This is a genomic window from Cohnella algarum (assembly GCF_016937515.1).
Classification (GTDB): domain Bacteria; phylum Bacillota; class Bacilli; order Paenibacillales; family Paenibacillaceae; genus Cohnella; species Cohnella algarum.
The window spans coordinates 1,158,328-1,177,847 of the sequence record NZ_JAFHKM010000002.1; the positions used below are offsets into that span (position 1 = coordinate 1,158,328).

The 19,520-nt window shown below is 59.0% G+C and carries 25 protein-coding genes and 2 riboswitches; of the genes, 3 read left to right on the forward strand and 22 right to left on the reverse strand.

Annotation, left to right across the window (positions count from 1 at the left end):
• Positions 1 to 61: 61 nt before the first annotated feature.
• From atpE to JW799_RS05250, 5 genes are all read right to left on the reverse strand, one after another.
• A complete protein-coding gene (gene atpE / locus JW799_RS05230; protein WP_080832610.1) occupies positions 62 to 277 on the reverse strand; it encodes a F0F1 ATP synthase subunit C in 216 nt (71 codons plus the stop codon).
• Positions 278 to 362: 85 nt separating this feature from the next.
• Complete coding sequence (gene atpB / locus JW799_RS05235) at positions 363 to 1,130, reverse strand: F0F1 ATP synthase subunit A (RefSeq protein ID WP_205428919.1); 768 nt, start codon at positions 1,128 to 1,130, stop codon at positions 363 to 365.
• 24 nt (positions 1,131 to 1,154) lie between these two features.
• Positions 1,155 to 1,529, reverse strand: a complete 375-nt coding sequence (locus JW799_RS05240) for an ATP synthase subunit I (RefSeq protein ID WP_080832612.1) — start codon at positions 1,527 to 1,529, stop codon at positions 1,155 to 1,157.
• Positions 1,522 to 1,746: an AtpZ/AtpI family protein gene (locus JW799_RS05245; RefSeq protein ID WP_205428921.1), complete on the reverse strand. Its 225-nt coding sequence runs from the start codon at positions 1,744 to 1,746 to the stop codon at positions 1,522 to 1,524. The genes JW799_RS05240 and JW799_RS05245 overlap by 8 nt, the downstream gene beginning before the upstream one ends.
• A 30-nt stretch (positions 1,747 to 1,776) precedes the next feature.
• A complete protein-coding gene (locus JW799_RS05250; RefSeq protein WP_205428923.1) occupies positions 1,777 to 2,115 on the reverse strand; it encodes a hypothetical protein in 339 nt (112 codons plus the stop codon).
• Between the two features lie 305 nt (positions 2,116 to 2,420).
• Here JW799_RS05250 and JW799_RS05255 point away from each other — a divergent pair, with 305 nt between their 5' ends.
• Positions 2,421 to 3,638, forward strand: coding sequence for an IS4 family transposase (locus JW799_RS05255; RefSeq protein ID WP_205428925.1), 1,218 nt, complete (start codon positions 2,421 to 2,423; stop codon positions 3,636 to 3,638).
• 414 nt (positions 3,639 to 4,052) lie between these two features.
• Here JW799_RS05255 and wecB read toward each other — a convergent pair whose 3' ends face one another.
• Both wecB and upp read right to left on the reverse strand, forming a co-directional pair.
• Positions 4,053 to 5,198 (reverse strand): non-hydrolyzing UDP-N-acetylglucosamine 2-epimerase, encoded by a 1,146-nt coding sequence (gene wecB / locus JW799_RS05260; protein ID WP_080832616.1) that lies wholly within the window; start codon positions 5,196 to 5,198, stop codon positions 4,053 to 4,055.
• Between the two features lie 42 nt (positions 5,199 to 5,240).
• A complete protein-coding gene (upp, locus tag JW799_RS05265; RefSeq protein WP_080832617.1) occupies positions 5,241 to 5,870 on the reverse strand; it encodes a uracil phosphoribosyltransferase in 630 nt (209 codons plus the stop codon).
• Between the two features lie 181 nt (positions 5,871 to 6,051).
• On the opposite strand from upp, the gene JW799_RS05270 reads away from it, so the two are divergent.
• Together JW799_RS05270 and JW799_RS05275 are read left to right on the forward strand one after the other, a co-directional pair.
• Positions 6,052 to 6,360 carry an LSm family protein gene (locus tag JW799_RS05270; RefSeq protein WP_080832618.1) on the forward strand — a complete coding sequence of 103 codons (309 nt, stop codon included), beginning with the start codon at positions 6,052 to 6,054 and terminating at the stop codon, positions 6,358 to 6,360.
• 195 nt (positions 6,361 to 6,555) lie between these two features.
• Positions 6,556 to 7,851: an MFS transporter gene (locus tag JW799_RS05275; RefSeq protein ID WP_205428927.1), complete on the forward strand. Its 1,296-nt coding sequence runs from the start codon at positions 6,556 to 6,558 to the stop codon at positions 7,849 to 7,851.
• 71 nt (positions 7,852 to 7,922) lie between these two features.
• Here the strand turns inward: JW799_RS05275 and JW799_RS05280 are convergent, their stop codons facing one another.
• The 15 genes from JW799_RS05280 to JW799_RS05350 all read right to left on the reverse strand — a co-directional run bounded on the left by JW799_RS05280 (position 7,923) and on the right by JW799_RS05350 (position 19,462).
• On the reverse strand, positions 7,923 to 8,702 hold the full coding sequence (locus JW799_RS05280) for a DUF4247 domain-containing protein (protein WP_205428929.1): 780 nt from the start codon (positions 8,700 to 8,702) through the stop codon (positions 7,923 to 7,925).
• Positions 8,699 to 9,214, reverse strand: coding sequence for a DUF4178 domain-containing protein (locus tag JW799_RS05285; protein ID WP_080832621.1), 516 nt, complete (start codon positions 9,212 to 9,214; stop codon positions 8,699 to 8,701). Before JW799_RS05285 ends, JW799_RS05280 begins: the two co-directional genes overlap by 4 nt.
• Positions 9,215 to 9,239: 25 nt before the next feature.
• Positions 9,240 to 9,644, reverse strand: a complete 405-nt coding sequence (locus tag JW799_RS05290; RefSeq protein ID WP_080832622.1) for a DUF350 domain-containing protein — start codon at positions 9,642 to 9,644, stop codon at positions 9,240 to 9,242.
• Between the two features lie 89 nt (positions 9,645 to 9,733).
• On the reverse strand, positions 9,734 to 10,399 hold the full coding sequence (locus tag JW799_RS05295) for a PspA/IM30 family protein (protein WP_080832623.1): 666 nt from the start codon (positions 10,397 to 10,399) through the stop codon (positions 9,734 to 9,736).
• 157 nt (positions 10,400 to 10,556) lie between these two features.
• Positions 10,557 to 11,033, reverse strand: coding sequence for a hypothetical protein (locus tag JW799_RS05300; protein ID WP_205428931.1), 477 nt, complete (start codon positions 11,031 to 11,033; stop codon positions 10,557 to 10,559).
• A complete protein-coding gene (locus JW799_RS05305) occupies positions 11,003 to 11,710 on the reverse strand; it encodes a hypothetical protein (RefSeq protein WP_205428934.1) in 708 nt (235 codons plus the stop codon). The genes JW799_RS05300 and JW799_RS05305 overlap by 31 nt, the downstream gene beginning before the upstream one ends.
• Positions 11,711 to 11,864: 154 nt before the next feature.
• A riboswitch (cyclic di-AMP (ydaO/yuaA leader) is annotated at positions 11,865 to 12,010 on the reverse strand.
• 62 nt (positions 12,011 to 12,072) lie between these two features.
• Positions 12,073 to 12,681 carry a DedA family protein gene (locus JW799_RS05310; RefSeq protein WP_080832625.1) on the reverse strand — a complete coding sequence of 203 codons (609 nt, stop codon included), beginning with the start codon at positions 12,679 to 12,681 and terminating at the stop codon, positions 12,073 to 12,075.
• 24 nt (positions 12,682 to 12,705) lie between these two features.
• Positions 12,706 to 13,347 (reverse strand): permease prefix domain 1-containing protein, encoded by a 642-nt coding sequence (locus tag JW799_RS05315; protein WP_205428936.1) that lies wholly within the window; start codon positions 13,345 to 13,347, stop codon positions 12,706 to 12,708.
• A gap of 15 nt (positions 13,348 to 13,362) precedes the next feature.
• Positions 13,363 to 13,677: a PadR family transcriptional regulator gene (locus JW799_RS05320; RefSeq protein ID WP_205428938.1), complete on the reverse strand. Its 315-nt coding sequence runs from the start codon at positions 13,675 to 13,677 to the stop codon at positions 13,363 to 13,365.
• A 663-nt stretch (positions 13,678 to 14,340) separates the two neighbouring features.
• The gene (locus JW799_RS05325; protein ID WP_205428940.1) at positions 14,341 to 15,588 is read right to left on the reverse strand and encodes a serine hydroxymethyltransferase; all 1,248 of its coding nucleotides are present in this window, start codon (positions 15,586 to 15,588) and stop codon (positions 14,341 to 14,343) included.
• Between the two features lie 83 nt (positions 15,589 to 15,671).
• Positions 15,672 to 16,358 carry a TIGR01440 family protein gene (locus tag JW799_RS05330; RefSeq protein WP_205428942.1) on the reverse strand — a complete coding sequence of 229 codons (687 nt, stop codon included), beginning with the start codon at positions 16,356 to 16,358 and terminating at the stop codon, positions 15,672 to 15,674.
• Between the two features lie 40 nt (positions 16,359 to 16,398).
• The gene (rpiB, locus tag JW799_RS05335; RefSeq protein WP_080832629.1) at positions 16,399 to 16,857 is read right to left on the reverse strand and encodes a ribose 5-phosphate isomerase B; all 459 of its coding nucleotides are present in this window, start codon (positions 16,855 to 16,857) and stop codon (positions 16,399 to 16,401) included.
• A 92-nt stretch (positions 16,858 to 16,949) separates the two neighbouring features.
• Positions 16,950 to 17,030: riboswitch (ZMP/ZTP riboswitch) on the reverse strand.
• Between the two features lie 40 nt (positions 17,031 to 17,070).
• Positions 17,071 to 17,652 carry a low molecular weight protein arginine phosphatase gene (locus tag JW799_RS05340; protein WP_080832630.1) on the reverse strand — a complete coding sequence of 194 codons (582 nt, stop codon included), beginning with the start codon at positions 17,650 to 17,652 and terminating at the stop codon, positions 17,071 to 17,073.
• Positions 17,653 to 17,700: 48 nt separating this feature from the next.
• The gene (locus JW799_RS05345; protein WP_080832631.1) at positions 17,701 to 18,261 is read right to left on the reverse strand and encodes a manganese efflux pump MntP; all 561 of its coding nucleotides are present in this window, start codon (positions 18,259 to 18,261) and stop codon (positions 17,701 to 17,703) included.
• A gap of 106 nt (positions 18,262 to 18,367) precedes the next feature.
• Positions 18,368 to 19,462, reverse strand: a complete 1,095-nt coding sequence (locus JW799_RS05350) for an L-threonylcarbamoyladenylate synthase (RefSeq protein WP_205428944.1) — start codon at positions 19,460 to 19,462, stop codon at positions 18,368 to 18,370.
• Positions 19,463 to 19,520 lie beyond the last annotated feature (58 nt).

Here is a 19,520-nt window from a genome sequence, read left to right on the forward strand (position 1 = left end):
GTCAAAAAACATGGCGTGGAGGGCTGAAGCCTTCCCCGCCATAACTTGTTCAGGTATCCGATTAAGCGGCGAAGAATGCGAGGAAGCCGATAACGACGCCGATGATCGGCACGACTTCGACGATACCTACGCCGATAAACATCGTCGTTTGCAGCTTGCTTGCCGCTTCCGGCTGACGCGCGATGCCTTCTACCGTTTTGCTGACGATCATACCGTTACCGAAACCTGCGCCGATTGCGCCAAGACCTACTGCAATTGCTGCTGCCAATACTTCCATTGTGTATTTCCTCCTCAAAAATGGTTGGGTATTTTAGAAACCGGCAATACCGCGAGGCGCTCGCGCCCATGCGGCGGTTGCGGCCTTAATGCTCGTGCTCGTGTTCCTCGTGAACGATCGATTGCGAAATGTACACCATCGTGAGAATCGTGAACAGGAACGCCTGAATGGCGCCGACAAAAATACTGAAGCCTTGCCATACCGCCATGAACGGAAGCCCGATCCAGGAAAGCATCAGGATCGTCGTCAGCAGCACTTCGCCCGCGAAAATGTTGGCGAACAGCCGGATCGCCAGCGTAAGCGGCTTGACCAGCGTTTCGATCAGGTTCAACGGGAAGAAAATCGGGTACGGCTTGAAGTAGTGCGCCAGATAATGCTTGCGGTTCAGTTTCAATCCCAGGAAGTGAATCAGGAAGAAGACGATGAGCGCAAGTCCCGCCGTAACGGACAGATCGGCCGTCGGCGACTTCCACCAGGCGATTTCGTAATGGCCGTGGGCTTCATCCAGAACGGCCTGCGTAATGCCGAGCCATTCGATCGGATGGTGCACCTCGGTTACGATCCCGAACGGCAATCCGAGAAGGTTGGAAATGAAGATGAACATGATCAGGGTCATCCCCAGCGCCACAAACTGCTTGACGCGATTGAGCGGCATCGTGCTGGCGATCGTGTTGTGAATAAACTCGACGACCCATTCCATAAAGTTTTGCAGCTTGGACGGGTTTTCGACCGACAAATTCCGCACCGCCAGCCTAGCCACCACAAACGTGATAAGCGCAGAAACGACGATCGCAATAACGGTAGATAGGTCGATCTCCAAGCCTGCGACCGTCACTATCGGAAACTCATGCATAGCTGTGTAGTTCCCCCCCTTTCTTCAGGATTGACGTTTGTTGCTCACAAATGCGCAAAACAACAAAACGATGGGCATAAAGAAACAAGAGAACAGGACGGATGGCAGATGAAACTGGTCCGGAAAGCGGTATGCGGCCATCGTCGCGATCAGAACCGTCGCCAATCGGCTGGCCATCCCCATTCCGACTCTACGCGGCGGTTCGGAATCGTTTTTGAAAACGGTTCCGATGAAATTCACCCTCCTGCGGAGGAGATAAGAGTTCACCAGACTCGCCGCCACTCCGAGCGTCACTCCCGCGGTGTAAATGCGCCACTCGGGAACGACGGCCCACACGAGCAAGCAGATTGCCAGAAAAAAAAGCGCAAGCCGCGTAGCCCTTTGCAAAATTTCATCCATTTTTGTTCTCCAGAGCTTTCTTGACAAGTAAAATCGCAATCAGGAGTCCGACGATCAGACCCGTGAAAACGCCCGCAATCTTCCAGCCGGAAGAAGAGGGGGCGATCCAACTGCCAATAAAGTAACCCGCCGCCGTACTCAGACCGACCTCGAAGCCCAGCGCGCCGACCATCGCGAGCGCGTGCCACGGGTTGCCCTCGTTGCCCTTTTTATTCATAGTTTGTACCTCTGCCAGTCCTCATACATTTTATCGAAGTCGCAGAAGGTTTGTCAATTCAAAGAAATCAAAATTTGTGTGAACGCAGCTTTGAAAATTCGCGTCATTACGCGCTTTGCAGCCAACATTAACCATACAGCTCAACTGTATGCTGTATGCCGCCGCTTCCGCGTTGTCCGCAAACTCGACACGATTCGCGGCGGCGGTTCCGGGATAACCGTCCGAACCCGCCGTCGTTTCCATTATTCCCTTGTTAAAAAAATGCATCCCCGCTCGCCTGCTGCCTCGATCGCGCCGCTTGATCGGGGAGCCCTCTTCGCGGGTCTCGTCGTCCGAATTGAGACATCCCTTCGCGAAACCATCGTCCAACCGGGAATACCCTTCGCGAATCCTCCGTCGCCTGATCGAAAACGCCCTTCGCGAGCGCTCCGTCGCCTTCGTTGGATTTCATCCAATCAAGAGCGGCTCTTTTGCGAATATCGCTGCCTTCATTGGATTTTATCCAATCCGGCAACGCTTTTTCTATGAAATCTAGCATAATCCCCGTTTTTCGTTGGATAAAATCCACTACGTATGCAAAAAACCTGACATGAAGCTAGCCAAAATAAAAAAAGTCTCCTAATGTAGAGGAAGCAGACAAAATTGCCCATTTCCCTACAAAGGAGAACTAACCCATGGGCAATATACACCAAAAAACGGTTATGCGCAAGTGTTTAAAAGAACTTAAGCTCCATATGGGAAAACTTCCTTTGGCGGATCGCTATGCGAAGAAATTGACGATCACCGCGGCCATCCTGTTATGTATCGAGGGGGAAATTCAGCAGCGAAGGACCTTGGAAGATATTCAGCTCCATTTGACTACAGATCCTTATCTTCAAAAACTGGCTGGCGTGTCTTCCGTTCATGCCTCGACGCTGAATCGAAAGCTGGCGAAACTGCCCTTGGATTACTTGCAGTGCATCTTCGAACGGTTAGCCTCCCGACTGCAACAACTGATGCCAGGCGCCAAGGGAGTTGGTCATTTGGGTAAACTGGCCCCTATCGATTCAAGCAGTTTCCTTCTTCCGTTTGTGTTTGGCGATTGGGCCTTTTATCAGGATCGAACCAAGGGGGTGAAGATGCACACTCGGCTGCTATGCTTGGACGAAGAAAATCCCTTTCCGGACCGGATCGTCTTGTCCACGGTTGGGGTCTCTGATCAGATGGCGGTTGATGAGCTCGTGACACGCAAGGATCTGACCTACATTTTGGACCGGGGCTACGTGAATTACACGCGCTTTTGTGCATGGGCGAAAGACGGCATTACCTTTGTGGCCCGACTTAAAACGACCAACACGTTCACGGTATTGCAGGAGCACCCTGTGAAGGCCGACACGCCGATCCTGCGGGATGCAACCGTCACGATCTACGACAAGAAGACGAAAACCCATCGGCCGTTTCGCTTGGTGGAGTTCCAGGACGAGAAGGGTCGGACCTACAGGCTGCTGACCAACCGCTTCGATCTTAGCGCCGCGGACGTAGGGGAAGTCTATCGCTGCAGATGGCAAATTGAGTTGTTTTTTAAGTGGATCAAGCAACACCTGACGACGATCACCTTTCACAACCATGATCCGAATGCCGTATGGGCTCAGTTGTATCTGGGCGTCATTAGCTATCTGTTGTGCCAGCTCGTGCATCGGCAAACGCCGAACAAGTTGACCCTGTTTAACTTTGTTCGTTATTTGCGTCATTACAGCCAATACCCGTGGAAGCGGTTCGTCGCCATCTTGAATAAACCTACGGAACGAACCAGTCGGGGAAGGCAAAAGCGAAAACAAGCCAAGACCGTCCCTCGGATTCAACCTGGCAGAGGCAAAAATGAACGTGAGGTTGTGAAGATTCTAGTCCCGTAACGAAACCATTTGGATCCAAACCTTTTTTTGGCAATTTTTTCTGCGATTCCTCCCCTGTTGCTCGTTTTTCCTCTCCCCATCCAAACGACATGTAAAATATTAGGTCAAAGGAAATAATAATGACAAACCAACTCGGTACTGGATTTCGCGTTAGGTTTATTGCATGTATAGTGGATAAAATCCAACGTAGAGCGATATGACACGTCCTTTTCGCCCGCCGATTGGACAAAATCCAACCTGGTCTCGCTCCGGCCGGGCGCACCTTCGAGCTCTTCTCGCGCCGGCCGCTGAATCGCCGGCAAGCGAACCCAAACGCTCTCGACGCCGAAGGCAGCGCGGCGATGCCGGCATTGGCCGGCCAACGCCGGCGAGCCCCTGGCTCGCCGGCCCGCAAACGTCCGGAGCGTCCCGGCGTCAGTTCCCCGCGCGAAACGGCTCCGGTCTTTCCCCGCGCCCGAAGTGGTGCAAAATCGCCTGCGCGATTCGCTTCGAAGCTTGCCCGTCTCCGTACGGATTGGCCGCCTTGCTCATCCGGTCGTAAAGGTTCGAATCGGTGAGCAGCGCCTTCGCCCGTCCGTAAACGGCTTCTTCGTCCGTTCCGGCAAGCTCCAGCGTGCCCGCGTCGACGCCCTCCGGACGCTCCGTCGTGTCGCGGAGGACGAGCACCGGAACGCCGTACGACGGCGCTTCCTCCTGCAAGCCGCCCGAATCGGTCAAAATGAGGTGCGCGTGCGGATAAAAATTGTGCAGCTCCACGACGTCGAGCGGGTCGATCAGCTTGATGCGCGGATGGCCGCCCAAAATCTCCCGCGCCGGCTCCAGCACGGCCGGATTCGGGTGAACCGGGTAGACGACCGCGATATCCTCGAATTCGTCGACCAGCCGCCGGACCGCCCGAAAGACGCGGCGATGCGGCTCGCCTTGCGATTCCCGCCGGTGCGCGGTCATGAGCACGAGCCGTTTGCCGGCGGCCCATTCGAGCACCGGATGGGAAAAGTCGGACTTCACCGTATATTGGAAAACGTCCGTGATCGTGTTGCCCGTAATATAAATATCTTTTTCGGGTTTGTTTTCCTTGCGGAGATTTCCCGCCGACCAGTCCGTCGGGGCGAAGTGCAGGTCGGCCAGCACGCCGGTCAGCTGGCGGTTCATTTCCTCCGGGTACGGCGACAGCTTGTTCCAGGTGCGCAGGCCCGCTTCCACGTGCCCGACCTTGATCTGCTGCATGAACGACGCATAGCTGGCGAGGAACGTCGTCAGCGTATCGCCGTGCACGAGCACGATATCGGGCTTCGCTTCCCGGAGCACCGGCTCCAGCCCCTGCAGCACGCGAATCGAAATGTCGTTCAGCGTCTGGTTCGCCTGCATGATATCGAGGTCGTAGTCCGGCTTGATCCGAAACACTTCAAGCACCTGGTCCAGCATTTGCCGGTGCTGCGCGGTCACGCAGACGATCGGTTCGATCTCCCCGGGATACTTCTGCAGCTCGAGAATGAGAGGCGCCATTTTAATCGCTTCAGGGCGCACCCCGAAGACGGTCATTACTTTTACCGCGCTCACGTTGTTCGATTTCCCCCTCCAAGACCTTTCTTTTCCCCGCGGTTACTTTGTGCCGTAAAGACGGTCGCCCGCATCCCCGAGACCCGGCACGATGTAGCCGTGGTCGTTCAAGCGTTCGTCGAGAGCGGCCACGTAAATGTCGACGTCCGGATGCGCCTTCCGTACCGCTTCCACCCCTTCGGGCGCGGCGATCAGGCAGACGAGCTTCGTCGGGCGGCATCCGCGTTTTTTCAAAATGTCGATCGCCGCGTTCGCCGACCCGCCCGTCGCCAGCATCGGATCGAGCAAAATGAGCTCGCGCTCCGTCACGTCGGACGGCAAGCTGACGTAATATTCTACGGGCTGCAGCGTCTCCGGGTCGCGGTACAGGCCGATATGGCCGACTTTGGCGGAAGGAAGAAGCTCCAGCATCCCGTCCACCATTCCGAGCCCCGCCCGCAAAATCGGGACCAGGCCGAGCATTCGGCCCGCGATGACGCGGCCCTCCGCCTTCGCCACCGGCGTTTCCACCGTTACCGTCGCAAGCGGAATGTCGCGGGTAATTTCGTAGGCGAGTAAGGTCGACAACTCCTGCACCAGCTCGCGAAATTGCTTCGTGTCTGTATTTTTGTCGCGAAGAAACGTAATTTTATGTTGGATCAGCGGATGATCGCAAACAAAAAGACTGCCCAAAAGATCCCTCTCCTTCTTCCGATCTCACTGCCCGTCCATTATATCATTGTCTCCCCCCGCGCGCACTCCATCCTTCCCGGAGATAAAGGACGAATTTTGCGGGCCGTTCGCCGGACCCGGGCGCGCACCCATTCGCGTCCGGCCGCATAGCATACTGCAACAAGCGCTGGGAGGAATGCTCATGAGCGTCGGCTCGCCGAATAGCGGCCAAACCGTTGTTTACAGGGCGGAACAGCAATGGTGCGATTACGCGAAAAAGACGAGGCAGCGGCTAAGCGATATTTGCGGCAAATGCATGAACCGCCCCGTCCGCGTCCAGACGATCGACGGCCATACGTACGAGGGAACCGTTGTCGGAAGCGACTCCGGACACCTTCACCTGATGGTCCGTCCGATGCCGAACGACTACCGGTTTTTCGGACCGTTCGCCGCGGGCGCCATTATTCCGCTCGTCCTGTACGAACTGCTGGTCATTACGCTGCTCATCTGACGAAAACCGCGTCCGGGCTCGCCGGTTTCGCCCCGCTTCCCGGGCGCGCTTTCCCCGCCCCGCCGCTTTGGCCGGGCATGCAATTTCTGGTATTGCGATTGCGGTTCATGATTTTCTCCGTTCTGACAAACCTTATGAGAGTTGCTGCAGCGCAGCGCGCCGCCTCGGCAGCTCATCAGCAAAGGAGGAACGGAAATGGCCGATGGAACCCGGCAATCTTCGGCGAGTTTGCGGGACGCGCGGCAGGAATGGCTGCTCCTTGGAGTGAACGGACTGTTCGTCAGCGCCAACGCGCTCTCGTCCACTTTCGTCAACGTCTATTTATGGAAAATAAAAAACGACCTCACGATGATCGGCTGGTTTGCCGTCGTCCACCAGATCGTGATGGCTTTGACGTTCTGGCTGGCGGGGAAATGGGTGAAGGAAGGGGACAAGCTTGGCGCGATAAGGATCGGCATCGCCGTTGCCGCCGCCTTTTACGGCCTTGTGCTGCTGCTCGGCCCGAGCGCCGTCCGCTTCATCCCGCTGCTCGGAACGGTGCAGGGCATTTCGTCCGGCTTATTCTGGCTCGCCTACAACATCATTTACTTCGAGGCCACCAACCGCGATTCCCGGGACCGCTTCAACGGCCGGGCGGGTCTCCTGGGCTCGGGATCGAGCATGCTTGCGCCGTGGCTTTCGGGGATCGTCATCGCCCGTCTGGGCGGCACGTACGGCTACCGGCTTATTTTTTCCATATCGGTCGGCGTTTTCATCGCGGGGGTGCTGCTGTCTTTTTTGCTGAAAAGGCGTCCCAGGCTCGGCAGCTACGAGTGGTCGCTCGGCCTCAAGCGCCTGCGGGATCGGAGCAATCCATGGAGGACCGTCACTCTCGCCATGGTCGCCCAAGGCTTGCGCGAAGGCATCTTCGGCTTTATGATCACGCTGCTTGTGTATATCTCCACCGGAAGCGAGCTTCGTCTGGGCAATTATACGCTGTATACGTCCGCCGTCGGACTCGTCAGCTTCTGGCTCATCGGTCGAATGTACAAGCCCGCGTATCGAAAATGGGGGTTGTTTTCGGGAGCGCTGATGCTCAGCCTGGCGATTTTGCCCCTGTTCTGGAACGTCGGATACGCGACGCTGCTCGTCTTCGGGATCGCCACCTCGCTGTTTATGCCGCTGTATACGATACCGGTCGTCTCGTTCGTGTTCGATTTGATCGGCCAGGACAAGGAAAGCGCCGAACGCCGGGTGGAATCGGTCATCACCCGCGAACTCGCCCTCAATGCCGGTCGGTTGATCGGGACGATCGCGTTTATCGCCGTCGTTTCCTACCGTCCCTCTCCGCTTGCGGTCAACTGCCTGCTGCTCGTCTTCGGCAGCTCCCCGCTGCTCGTCTGGTGGCTGCTGCGCGGCAAGCTGGGCCAGCCGGCGGCGCCCGCCCCGTACCGGCGGACAAGGTCCGAGAAGCCGGAACGCCGGCGTTCCCGCCTCCCGAGTCCCGGCTAAAAAACGCAAAAAACCTCCTAATCCGCTTCATGACGGACTAGAAGGCAAGGCGAATGGCCGCCGGCACCGGGTCACCTTCGCTTGACCCGGCCGAAGCCGCCTATCTTCGTCTTCGGAGCTTTCGACTTCCGGGGTTTCGTCCAGCTCGACGACGACTTGCCGCTGCTGCCGCTTCCTTCGCTTCCTCTCGTAATGGTTCCCGCGGAGCCCGAGGAAGACGACGAACCGTCGCTCTTTTTGCTGAACAGCCCTCCGGAGCCGACGCCTCCCGTATCTGCGGTCGCGCTTCGCTTGAAAATCGACCCTTTCTTCTCCACGGTCAACGGCGGTGCCGCTTTCGTATCGTTTGCGGTCGGCGCGCGATACGAGCCGCTCGCGGGCGGGTTCGTCGTTTTGCTTGAATATCCCCGATAGTTGCCGTAACTTCTCGTTTTCGAGTCGAAAAGATCGCCGATCAGGCTCGCAAGCAGGTACCCCTCCAGAAAGGACGGGCTGTAATTTTGGCGGACGTACTCGGCGCTGTCCACTTCGACCAGCGTATCGTCGGGTTGATCCGGGTCCTGCTGCACGTGGATGATCTGGTCGGCGTAAACGAGGAACATGCGCTCCGCATCCTCCGCCGACATTTGCTGCGGCTTCTTTTGCTCCGCGAGCGCATTCGCGACTTCGGGCACGGTTTCCCCCGCGGCGCGGTATACGTAGGACGTTTGGTTGCCTTCCCCGCTGACCGACTCGAGCGGATACGTCTGCTCGACGTTGACGCTGCCGCAAGCGGACAAGAGCCCGATCGCAAGGCTGAGGATGACGGCCAGGTTCAAGTACCGCGTCCACCGCGGGAGGGACGCGTTCATTGCGCCGTCCCCCGAAGCCACTCGACATCGGCCGGAAGGACGCTTTCACCCTCGTAAAGCATAAACCGGCCGTCCTGCCACTCGACGCGCAGCAGCTTGCGGTTGTCGGATTGATATTGCCACACGTACAGCTCCCCGCCCGTTTCGGAAAAAGGCGTTTGGCCGGCTGCCGAAATCCGGGACGAGTAGCGCTCTTCCAAATGATAATGAATGCCGTCGAGCTCGATTTCGGTCGGCACCTCGTCGATCGAATCGAGCCGCCCGTCAATCGCCGAGTAAAGGCCGAATTGCCGGGTCGCCCGCTCCTCGACGGACAAATAACGGACGGCCGCCCCGTCCCGCAGCGTCAGCCACACCGCATTGCGGCTAAGCGGCTTCGTTCGGCCCGCCACCTGGTACGTGACAAGCGATACTTCGCAAACGTCGCCCGGCCCGAGCGACAGCACGCTTTTTTCCGCTTTCGGCGGCTCCGGCTTGCGAATCAGGTTTTTCACGCGTTTCAACAAGCTCATCGCTGGCAGCCTCCTTTCTTATCCATTATAGGCAGGCTCCGATAATAAGCGCTCCGACCGCATGCAGCGTGCCGGCGATCAGCCCGTGGCCGACGATTCCGTTCTTGACGCCTTCCGCCAAACGCAAATCGCCGATCGCCCCGAGCGCCCATTCGACCACCCGTTCCAGCACGAACAAGATGAGGAAAGATACGACGGACACGAGCAAAGCTTCCGCCAAATGATCGGACGTCGCGATCGAACGGGACAGAATATACCCTTGCGCTCCCAGCTTCATGACAAAGCGAACGATGACGGCGTTGTTCCCCTTCTTCATTTCTTCCATGTCCTTGTACTTCGTCAGCAGGGAGTCGGCCCCCATCAAGACGAACAGCAGAACGGCGCCTGCCGCCGTCCAAATCAGCGTCCCTACGATTTCGTTGAACGTCAACGTTCCGTCTCTCCTTCCGATTGGCGAACTTGCGCATCGGTTTATTCAGGGCGATAAAAAGAAGGAACCCCTCGAGGGGGCTTTTACCTTCATTCGTACTTTTTCAGCAGCGCCGCCAACTCGTCTTCGACCTCTTTGTCTTTCCCGAGAGCCGCAATTTCTTCGTCAAGCGACTTGCCTTTCGCGCCGTTGAGCTCCTCGGTCGCTTCGGCGTGGGCTTCCATTTGCATAACCTTGTCTTCCATGCGCTTGAGCCCCGCGAGCGCCGTATCGGAACCGAAGCCCGCCATCGCTTTGTTGATTTCGGCCTGCGCTTTGGCTGCGTTCGCCCGGGCGACGAGCGTTTCGCGGCGGTTTTTCAGGTCGGTGTACTGCTTGCGCATCTCGTCGAGCTTCTCGCGCAGGCGGTCGGCCGAGGCCTTGTTTTGATCGTAGCTTGCCTTGTACTCGGCAGCCTTCTGGGCCGCGGCTTTCTTCTCCTCGAGCGCCCGGCGGGCAAGATCGACGTTCTTCGCCTGAGCGGCGATGTTCGCTTGCTCTTCGCGTTTCTGAACGAGCGCTTCCTGCTCCTCGTACAGCTGCTTGAATTTCTTTTCCAGGGCGATTTGGGCGGCTACCGCTTTCTCCGCGTCCTCCAGATCGTCCTGCATATCGCGCAGGTATTGGTCCGTCATCTTTACCGGATCTTCAGCCTTTTCGATCAATGCGTACACGTTGGACAGCGTCAAGTCGCGAAGCCTTTTGAAAATGGACATATTCGCGTTTCCTCCTTAGGGGGTTCCCCGTGCCTTATAACCAATAGTACGTGGGGGAGGACTTTGGTTTCATGCCAGGACGGCCCTTCGACAGAAAAACGGCTTTCTCCGCCGCCGTACGGAGAAAGCCGCCGATCGGAACGACGATTCGCTGCCGTCAATCCGCGATGATGTGGTTGGCCTGACGCCGGGCCGCGTCTCCCGGGCTGTCGTCGAAACGCTTCCCGGGCGCGGCCGTTTCGGGAACCGGCCAATACCGCTCGCTTCCGGGAAGATCGTCGAACCAGACCGCCGAGGGCGGACACTCCAGCATCATGAACTTGCCGTATGGGTAGTGCTTGGACTGGTGGTATTTCAAGTAAGCCTTGCGGTTTTCGACCGCGAGGATTTCGATTTTGCCGGACGGATGGTTCATCGCCAGCTTCACGCTCTTGCCCGGGACGCTGGTCGAGGCCTTGGCCCCTTCCACAAGCTCGTATACCCGGCCGAGCGGCAGCGAGAAGCGGTTGTCGCGATCCGGCGGATAAATATAAAACCCGTCCGGCGCGACGCCGGCGCCTGCCAGCCGGTCGAGCAGCGACCGGAGCGTTCCCGAACTGTCGTTCACGCCCCTGAGAATCGGCACGTGGCCCATGACGATCGCATGAGCTTCCCGAAGCGCCTGGAAAGCCCGGCTCGCCTCGGGGTCACCTCGCGCGGATGATGAACCGTCGCCATCACGAAAATACGCCGCTCCGGCTTGGAATATTCGCCGATCAGTTGCAGCAGCGCCTCGTTCTCGCTGATCCGCTTCGGATTGAACAGCGGCAGTTTGGAATGGATGCGAATGACGCGAACGTGATCGATGCGGCAAAGCCGTTCCAGCACGTCGCGAAGCGCCGCGCTCCCGATCGCGAGACCGTCGCCCCCGGCCAGCGCCACGTTGTCGATTTCTTTGCGCCGGGCGATGTAGTCGATTCCCGCCGCGATCTCGGACAGCGCATCCGCGGGCTCGCCCCGCAGCTCGCGCACGCGAACGGCATCCGGCATGCGAAGCAGCGCCGTATTGCGGTAGATGTGCCGGCAGCCCGGCGCGTCGTACCTGGCATCGTCGCAGGATCCGTCCGATCCGCCGCAAAATTTGAGCTGACCGGTCGAAGGAACGATCAATCGCCGCAAAGGATCCGCCGGATCCTTCCAATCGATAAGGCTCATGTAATATTCGTTCAGACGAACGCCTAGCTTGCCGAGAATGGGGGGCAGCGTTCGATTCTCTTGGCCGGGAACGGCTGCGGCGCTGCCGACGTTGTGAAAAGATCTGGACGATGACATCCGAATTCCTCCTTCTCCCAGTGTATAGGCTCCGGCCGGCAGGGGACGCAAAAACCCCTTGCGGCAAGGCGGAAAGCACGCTTAGCCAGCGAGGGGTCGCAAAAGACAGAAAAGACCCTCTAACAGGGTCAATAAGTACGATGTATGCAAGATGCATTGACCCATCCACTGCAGACGAGGTTAGCTGACGGACTCGGGCAAGATGGTACCCTATGACGCCTCATCGGCGCCAATTAGCCCCAAAAGATTGGTTCCCCCGCTTCCCGGCCGTTACGCGCGGGAATTAAGCGTATTATCAGTATACACGGCATCATGAAGAAAGGTCAAAATTTTTTTTGCAAAAAGGCCTGCGCCTTGAAATTTTATGATTTTTTCCGTCTTTTGAACCACCATACGGCGACGGCCAGGCAGCCGAGGGCCAGCAGCGCGTACACGACATTGGAATATACGTCCATGTAACCGACGATCGTCTCCCAGGAAGCCCCCACGGCGGCGCCGATCAGGACGAGGGCGACGTTCCAAATAAGCGAGCCGACGGTCGTCAAAAAAAGAAACAGGCTGAAATTCATCCGGGTGCTTCCGGCGGGGATGGAGATCAGGCTGCGGAGCAGCGGAACCATCCGGCAAAGGAAAACCGTCCATACCCCGTATTTGGCAAACCAGTCGTACGATTTGTGCACGTCGGCGGGAGTCAGCCGCAAGATGCGTCCCCACTTGACGATAATGCGCTCCATCCGGTCGCGGTCGATGATAAAGCCGATGTAGTACAGGAGGACGGCCCCGACGACGGAACCGATCGTGGAGGCGATGACGACGCCTACGACGGTCAGGTTCGTGTAAGTCGTCATAAACCCGCCGAACGTCAAAATCACTTCCGAAGGAATCGGCGGGAAAAGATTTTCAAGCGCGATCAAAAGAAAGACGCCGAAATAGCCGAAATCGTTCATCATATTGGTAATCCAATTTTCCATAGGTTTCTCCCCTTGCTCCGTATACTAGAATAAATGCTTTCGCAACGTTCGATAAATAAAGGCGTCGAGCAGCTTATAGACGAAAAACAGGCAGACGAACGACGCGCCGTAAGCGGCAGCGATCGATTCCGCGAGGAGGATGGCCAGCGATTCGGACGGAAACACCCCCTTCGTCAGTTCGATCAGAAGAACAAGGAGCGCCGCGCATGCTGTCCATCCAAACAAATAATAGTGAGCGTGCAGTTGAAACAGATCCGTATGCTTGGACAGCCTCAGCAATTCTTTTACCTGAAACTGCGAGATGGCCTCCGCCGTCGCCTGCCGTTCGGATTTTCCCTGACGGATCAAATCCTGCGCGTAATCCTCCAAGTAGTTCCTTAATTCCGCCTTGTCCTCGGCGCCCATCGCCAGCTGTTCCACATACGCTCCGATATCGTTCATCTTCCGGTACATCGCGGCAAGGCGAATGTGGCCGACGTAGTTGACGCCGCTCCACAATACGGCGAGACCGAACGCGACGGCATACCCGACCGCCAGCCAGAACTGATCCTCCGGATTGTCGACGAGGTCGATGTAGCCAACCGCGGCGCAGACGGCCAGGGACACCAGCAAAATCCAGCCGAATTTCAGATCGCCGATGCTGAACGCTTTTCTTAGCCAAACCATGCCCCTTCATTCCCCTCAAATAAATCGACTGACGATTTCGTTGGTCTGGCGCCAATCCTCGATATACTTGTTCAAAAGCGCCCTTCCTTCGTCGGTGATCGAATAATATTTCCGCCTGCCCCCGTGGGTCTGGTCTCCCCAGTAGGAAGATACCGCGCGCTGCTTCTCCAGCCGTTTCAGCGACAAATACAGCGTCGCCTCCTGCAGTTCGAACGCTCCCGCCGTGCGTTCCTTGATCGCCTTGGAAATTTCGTAGCCGTAGTTGTCCTGGTTCTGGATAATCGAAAGGATGAGAAGATCGACGGTCCCCTTCAACATTTCCGTGTTCAAAATGGCGTGCCCCCGCCCAAACATTACTTAATATATTTAGGTACATGGCTATCATAAGGGAAAGTACTTAAAAATGCAAGGTACTTATTTCGGGCCGCGGTAAAAAAAAGGGGCTGCCCCTTTCGGCCTGTCGCGACCTTGGGACAACCCGATCGAGGGCGGCTTGTTGCGAATGGCAGGTCGAGATGAGTCGTCACGACTCAACTGGATCGTTCGCATGCGTGCGGGGACGGAGAGATGAGTCATGGTTACTCAAATGAGTGCGATGAGGGCGGCTTGTTTCGCTGGCCGTTCGAGTTGAGTCGTCACGACTCAACTGGATCGTTCGCGTGCGAGCGGAGGCGGCGAGATGAGTCGTGGTTGCTCAAATGAGGGCGGCTTGTTGCGAATGGCGGGTCGAGATGAGTCGCCACGACTCAACTGGATCGTTCGCGTTCGTGCGGAGGCGGCGAGATGAGCCGTGGTTGCTCAAATGAGGGCGGCTTGTTGCGAATGGCGGGTCGAGATGAGTCGTCACGACTCAACTGGATCGTTCGCGTGCGTGCGGAGGCGGCGAGATGAGTCATGGTTACTCAAATGAGGGCAGATAGGCTTGCTCGGGCTCTCTGTCACGCGGGTGAAAAAAAGGCGGCCCGCCGGGCCGCCTTTGAGGCATCAATCGAATCAGTATTTCAAATTCGGATAAAGCGGGAATTGCTCCGTCAACTCCGTAACCATCGCGCGCGCCTTGTCCAGAACGGCTGAGTCGTCCTTGTTCTTCAGCGTCAGGGCGATGACCTCGCCGATCGTTTTCATCGCTTCGGCGTCCATGCCGCGCGAAGTGACGGCCGGGGTGCCGATCCGGATGCCGCTCGTGACGAACGGGCTCGTCGGGTCGAACGGGATGGCGTTTTTGTTGACGGTAATGCCGACCGAATCGAGCACGTGCTCGGCATCTTTGCCGGTGATGTTCAGGTTGCGCGTATCCACCAGCATGAGGTGGTTGTCGGTGCCGCCGGACACCAGGTTCAGCCCTTGCGACAGCAGCTCGTCGGCGAGCGCTTTCGCGTTCGCGACGACGTTGGCCGCGTAGTCTTTGAACGAAGGCTGCAGCGCTTCGCCGAGCGCGACCGCCTTGGCCGCGATGATGTGCATGAGCGGGCCGCCCTGCGAACCCGGGAATACCGCTTTGTCGATCGCGGCCGCCCAAGGCTTGCGGGTCAAAATCATGCCGCCGCGCGGTCCGCGCAGCGTTTTGTGCGTCGTCGTCGTCACGAAATGGGCGTGCGGCACCGGGCTCGGATGCTGGCCGCCGGCGACGAGGCCCGCGATGTGCGCCATATCGACCATGAACAGCGCGCCGATGTCGTTGGCGATCTGGCCGAGCGCTTCAAAGTCGATAATCCGCGGGTAGGCGCTGGCGCCGGCCACGATCAGGCGCGGGCGGTGCTTGAACGCCGCTTTGCGCACTTCGTCGTAATCGATCGTGAACGTCTGCTCGTTGACGCCGTAGGCGACGAAGTTGTACAGCAGGCCGGACGCGTTGACCGGGCTTCCGTGCGTCAGGTGGCCGCCGTGGGCCAGGTTCATGCCGAGCACCGTGTCGCCGGGCTGCAGCGCGGCCAAATAAACGGCCATGTTCGCTTGCGCGCCGGAATGCGGCTGTACGTTGGCATGCTCCGCTCCGAACAGCTCCTTGGCGCGGTTGCGGGCGATCTCTTCCGGAATGTCGACGTATTCGCAGCCGCCGTAATAGCGTTTGCCCGGATAGCCTTCCGCATACTTGTTCGTAAGCACGGTGCCCATCGTTTCCAGCACGGCTTCGCTGACGATGTTCTCGGAAGCGATCAGTTCCAGGTTATTGCGTTGACGGTTAAGCTCCAGGTTTAACGCATTGACGATTTCCGGATCTTGATTGCGCAATTGTGACATTTTGCATCCTCCTTTGGATTATGGAGCGGTTCGGTTTATAAAAATCGTTGGCGCAGCGCCATCTAGCTTTTTTTAAAAAATGCTCAATCGCAAGTTCGGGAGGCCGAGGAATCGGCCGGCAGTTCGTACACCGCCCGCTCCCCGCCGATCAGCTTGGGCCGGGCGTAGGCCATCGTGACCCGGGCTTCCCCGACCCACGGAACGGACGGGCGAACCGGCACTGCAACCGGACGCAAATGCATGCCGATCAGCGTTTCGCCGATGTCGATGCCCGCATCCGCCTGCACCGCTTCGACCAGACACGGATCGGACAACCGGCGGTACGCGTAAGCCGCCATCGAGCCGCCCGCTTTCGGCACGGGCACCGCGGAAACGATCGTCCACCCTTGAGCCTCGGCCAACGCCCGCTCGGCGACGAGCGCGCGGTTCAAATGCTCGCAGCACTGCCAAAGCGCGTGCAAGCCCGCCCGCTCGCAAACCCGGCGAACCCCTTCGTAAATCTGCTCCGCCACTTCGGCCGCGCCCGCGGTGCCGATGCGCAGGCCGCGCACCTCGCTCGTGCTGACGCCCGCGACCAGCTTCTGTCCCGGACGAAGCTTGCCCGCCGCGACCAGCTCGGCCAGCGCCCGCTCCACCCGGTCCGCCAAAGGCTCGCCGCCGTTTCGCCCGGCTTCGTTTCGTCCGGTTTCCGCCGTCTGTTCCTCCGCCGGCCGCCCCGGTTGCGCGGGCGACCCGGATCCGGACACGGCTTCCGATCCCGTTTCCGTCATGCCTCATTCCTCCCCGGCTCGAAGCCGCTTTGCGAATTTATTAGGGATGAAGGGAATACTGCGATTCGATCGCTTTGACCTTGTTGATCCGTCCCGCATGGCGCTCGCCCTGCGAGAACGGCGTTTCCAGCCAAACCCGGACGATTTCTTCCGCCAGGCCCGGGCCGATAATGCGTTCGCCCATCGCCAGCACGTTCGTGTCGTTATGCTCGCGAGTCGCTTTCGCCGAGAACAAGTCGTGAACGAGCGCGCAGCGAATGCCCGGCGTCTTGTTGGCGGCGATCGACATGCCGATGCCGGTTCCGCAAATCAGAATGCCGCGCTCCGCTTCGCCCCTGACGACTTTGTCGCAGACGGGCACGGAATAGTCGGGATAGTCGACCGAATCGGCGCAATTGCAGCCGACGTCGATGATTTCATGGCCTTGCGCCTTGAGAAAAGGCACGATGACGTCCTTCAAGCGATAACCGGCGTGGTCCGCTCCGATCGCGATTTTCATGTAAACAACCTCCTCTTCGTCCAACGTTTATTATACCTAAAAGCTCGAAAAAAGACGAAAAAGAGCAAGGCGCGCGAAAATACGCACGTCTGCTCTTTTGCCCAGGCGACCGGCCGATATTCCGATGCTCCACCGTGGTTACCCCCACATCGTCGCCAGTCACATCGGAACTTGCAACATGTACCTTCATCATACTTGAGGAAACGCAAAAAATCAATCCGTATCCAGCCGGCGAACGACCTGATCGAGCGCTTCCCAAATCTCGTCGGCGCTTCGCTCGTACATTTCCGGCGTACCGCCGTAAGGGTCGGCGATATCCAAATCGGGAAGCCGGCTCGCCAGCTCTTCCAGGCGCTTCCGGTCGGCTTCGGGCAAGCTTTCCCCGAGCGCCTGCCGGACCTGCCAATCGGCATAAAGCCGCTGCGCCTCCGCCAGATCGTTCATGGCGGCCGGTTCGCCGCCCATCGCGAATTCCTTCAGCGTGTACGTCTTGCCGGACGCTTCCGGGTAGCGGGCGACGACGGTTCTCTTGTGTCCGGTCGTCATCGTCAAGATGAGATCGGCCCATCGCGCCGTCTCCCCGTCAAGCGAGGTCGAACCTCCCGGCAACGGCAATTGCCGGTTGATCAAAGCTTGTGCGGCGTGGGGCGAAATCGGCATCCCGTCGATCGTGCTTACGCCGGCGGAACGAACCTCCAGGGGAATCCCCCCTTGTTCGGCCAAGCTTTTCAGCATCGCCTCCGCCATCGGACTGCGGCACGTATTGCCCGTACAGACCAGCAGAATCCGCCTCATCTTCATCCCCTCCTGCACACCCGAGGCCAATTGCCGTACGTACTCATTTTATATCAGAAACATGACGCCGAACGCAAATAAAATGACGCCCCCGAACGCTTCGCCGTACCCGCCGAGCGACCGGCTGATCCGCCTTCCGATCATCAGGCCCAGCACGCTCATCGCTCCTCCGAAAAAACCGAAGGCAAGGACGGTGAACGTCCGGTGAGCCGCGAACATCCCGAGCGAAACGCCGACCGAAAACGAGTCGATGCTGACCGTGAACGCAAACAGAATCATTCCCCAGAAGGTTCGGTGGTTGACCGTCTCGACGGCTTCTCCCCGGAGCGCGCTGTACACCATGTGCCCGCCGAGCAGAAGCAGCAGCGCCCCCGCCGCCGAAGTCGCCACTCCGCCCAGCAGCTCGCTTACGTAATGGCCGGCCCACATGCCCCCAAGCGGCATCAGGACGTGGAAAAGGCCGATTGCCGTGCTGATCTTGAGCACATCGAGCAAACGAACCCCTTTCAGGCCGATCCCGACGCCGAGGGAAAAAGCATCCATGCCCAAAGCGACCGCCATAATTAAAATCGTTAAAATTTGCCCAACGGATGCCGCTTCCATTCCCATCGTCCGTCCCCCTTGCCCACCTTGTCCGCAAATGCCGATATCTCAACATATGCGCATGGACAGGCGAACATGTCCGGGCCGGGATGAAGGGGGACGAGTACGGCAATCAGACGCGAACGATTCGTCCTCCGGAAGCTTTGAGCATCCGGTTCATAAGCGCCGCGCCGATGCCCTTCTCGGGAAAGCTTTCGGCGAAAATCGCCTCGAGGCCTCGCTCGTCGCATTGCCGGAGCGCGGCGTACAGCGCCTGCGCGGCTTGCTCCGGCCGCTCGCGGGAGCCGAGCGTCAGCACGGCGTCCGCGCGGTAGAAGCCGGCATGCTCGGCGCAAGCCAAAATGCCGACCTTGGCCCCGCTTCGCCCGGCGGCATCGGCTGCGTCCTGGACGCCGGAGCGCAGGCGGGCCGGATCGTCCGCCGCGATCAGCGTCATCCGCCCGCGCGGAGCGTAATGGGTGTATTTGACGCCGGGCGAGCGCGGCGCTTCGGAGGCTTCGCTCCCTGCGCCGGTTTCGTTATTCACGCGGTCGCCGCTTGGCCCCTCGCCGGCCGCGACGACTTTCGCGCCTGCGCCCGCCGCCTCCCGCAGCTGTTCCGCCGTCACGCCGCCCGGACGCAAAACGTGTACGGTCCCGTCCACGACCCGCACGACGGTGGACTCCAGCCCGACGCCGGTCGGACCGCCATCCAGCACGCCGTCGATGCGCCCGTCGAGGTCCTCCAGCACGTGCCGGGCGAGCGTCGGGCTCGGCCGTCCCGAGCGGTTCGCGCTCGGGGCGGCGATCGGGCATCCCGCCGCGGCGATCAGGCGCCGGGCGAGCTCGTGTCCGGGAACGCGGACCGCGACCGTGTCCAGCCCGGCGGTAACCCGAGCCGACACGGCGCCCGGGCGCACGGGCAGCACGAGCGTAAGCGGACCGGGCCAAAAGGCGGCCATCAATTTCCTCTCCAGCTCGCCGATCGGGCCCGCCAGGGCGTCGGCGTCCTTCGCGTCGGCCAAATGCACGATCAGCGGATTGTCGGACGGGCGGCCTTTGGCGGCGAATATGCGTTCCGCGGCCTCCACGCTGCGAGCGTCCCCGCCGAGACCGTATACCGTTTCCGTCGGGAAAGCGACAACGCCGCCTGCGGCAAGAGCCGCGGCGGCTTCGCGAATGCCGGCCTCTTCCCGCTCCGGCGGCCAATATATCGTATGCAGCTTCATCGTCGGTTTCAACCATCCTTGGCAACTTGATACTGCCATTATAGCACAGCCGCCCGGC

What these genes read in the sequence shown, in the direction of transcription:
- JW799_RS05325 (WP_205428940.1), bottom strand. Translation starts at nt 15,588, where the DNA reads ATGTCACAATTGCGCAATCAAGATCCGGAAATCGTCAATGCGTTAAAC.
- atpB (WP_205428919.1), bottom strand. Translation starts at nt 1,130, where the DNA reads ATGCATGAGTTTCCGATAGTGACGGTCGCAGGCTTGGAGATCGACCTA.
- JW799_RS05330 (WP_205428942.1), bottom strand. Translation starts at nt 16,358, where the DNA reads ATGACGGAAACGGGATCGGAAGCCGTGTCCGGATCCGGGTCGCCCGCG.
- rpiB (WP_080832629.1), bottom strand. Translation starts at nt 16,857, where the DNA reads ATGAAAATCGCGATCGGAGCGGACCACGCCGGTTATCGCTTGAAGGAC.
- JW799_RS05280 (WP_205428929.1), bottom strand. Translation starts at nt 8,702, where the DNA reads ATGAACGCGTCCCTCCCGCGGTGGACGCGGTACTTGAACCTGGCCGTC.
- JW799_RS05295 (WP_080832623.1), bottom strand. Translation starts at nt 10,399, where the DNA reads ATGTCCATTTTCAAAAGGCTTCGCGACTTGACGCTGTCCAACGTGTAC.
- JW799_RS05245 (WP_205428921.1), bottom strand. Translation starts at nt 1,746, where the DNA reads ATGAATAAAAAGGGCAACGAGGGCAACCCGTGGCACGCGCTCGCGATG.
- JW799_RS05310 (WP_080832625.1), bottom strand. Translation starts at nt 12,681, where the DNA reads ATGGAAAATTGGATTACCAATATGATGAACGATTTCGGCTATTTCGGC.
- JW799_RS05350 (WP_205428944.1), bottom strand. Translation starts at nt 19,462, where the DNA reads ATGAAGCTGCATACGATATATTGGCCGCCGGAGCGGGAAGAGGCCGGC.
- JW799_RS05340 (WP_080832630.1), bottom strand. Translation starts at nt 17,652, where the DNA reads ATGAGGCGGATTCTGCTGGTCTGTACGGGCAATACGTGCCGCAGTCCG.
- JW799_RS05270 (WP_080832618.1), top strand. Translation starts at nt 6,052, where the DNA reads ATGAGCGTCGGCTCGCCGAATAGCGGCCAAACCGTTGTTTACAGGGCG.
- JW799_RS05305 (WP_205428934.1), bottom strand. Translation starts at nt 11,710, where the DNA reads ATGTCATCGTCCAGATCTTTTCACAACGTCGGCAGCGCCGCAGCCGTT.
- JW799_RS05285 (WP_080832621.1), bottom strand. Translation starts at nt 9,214, where the DNA reads ATGAGCTTGTTGAAACGCGTGAAAAACCTGATTCGCAAGCCGGAGCCG.
- JW799_RS05345 (WP_080832631.1), bottom strand. Translation starts at nt 18,261, where the DNA reads ATGGGAATGGAAGCGGCATCCGTTGGGCAAATTTTAACGATTTTAATT.
- JW799_RS05275 (WP_205428927.1), top strand. Translation starts at nt 6,556, where the DNA reads ATGGCCGATGGAACCCGGCAATCTTCGGCGAGTTTGCGGGACGCGCGG.
- JW799_RS05240 (WP_080832612.1), bottom strand. Translation starts at nt 1,529, where the DNA reads ATGGATGAAATTTTGCAAAGGGCTACGCGGCTTGCGCTTTTTTTTCTG.
- JW799_RS05300 (WP_205428931.1), bottom strand. Translation starts at nt 11,033, where the DNA reads ATGGGCCACGTGCCGATTCTCAGGGGCGTGAACGACAGTTCGGGAACG.
- JW799_RS05255 (WP_205428925.1), top strand. Translation starts at nt 2,421, where the DNA reads ATGGGCAATATACACCAAAAAACGGTTATGCGCAAGTGTTTAAAAGAA.
- JW799_RS05315 (WP_205428936.1), bottom strand. Translation starts at nt 13,347, where the DNA reads ATGGTTTGGCTAAGAAAAGCGTTCAGCATCGGCGATCTGAAATTCGGC.
- atpE (WP_080832610.1), bottom strand. Translation starts at nt 277, where the DNA reads ATGGAAGTATTGGCAGCAGCAATTGCAGTAGGTCTTGGCGCAATCGGC.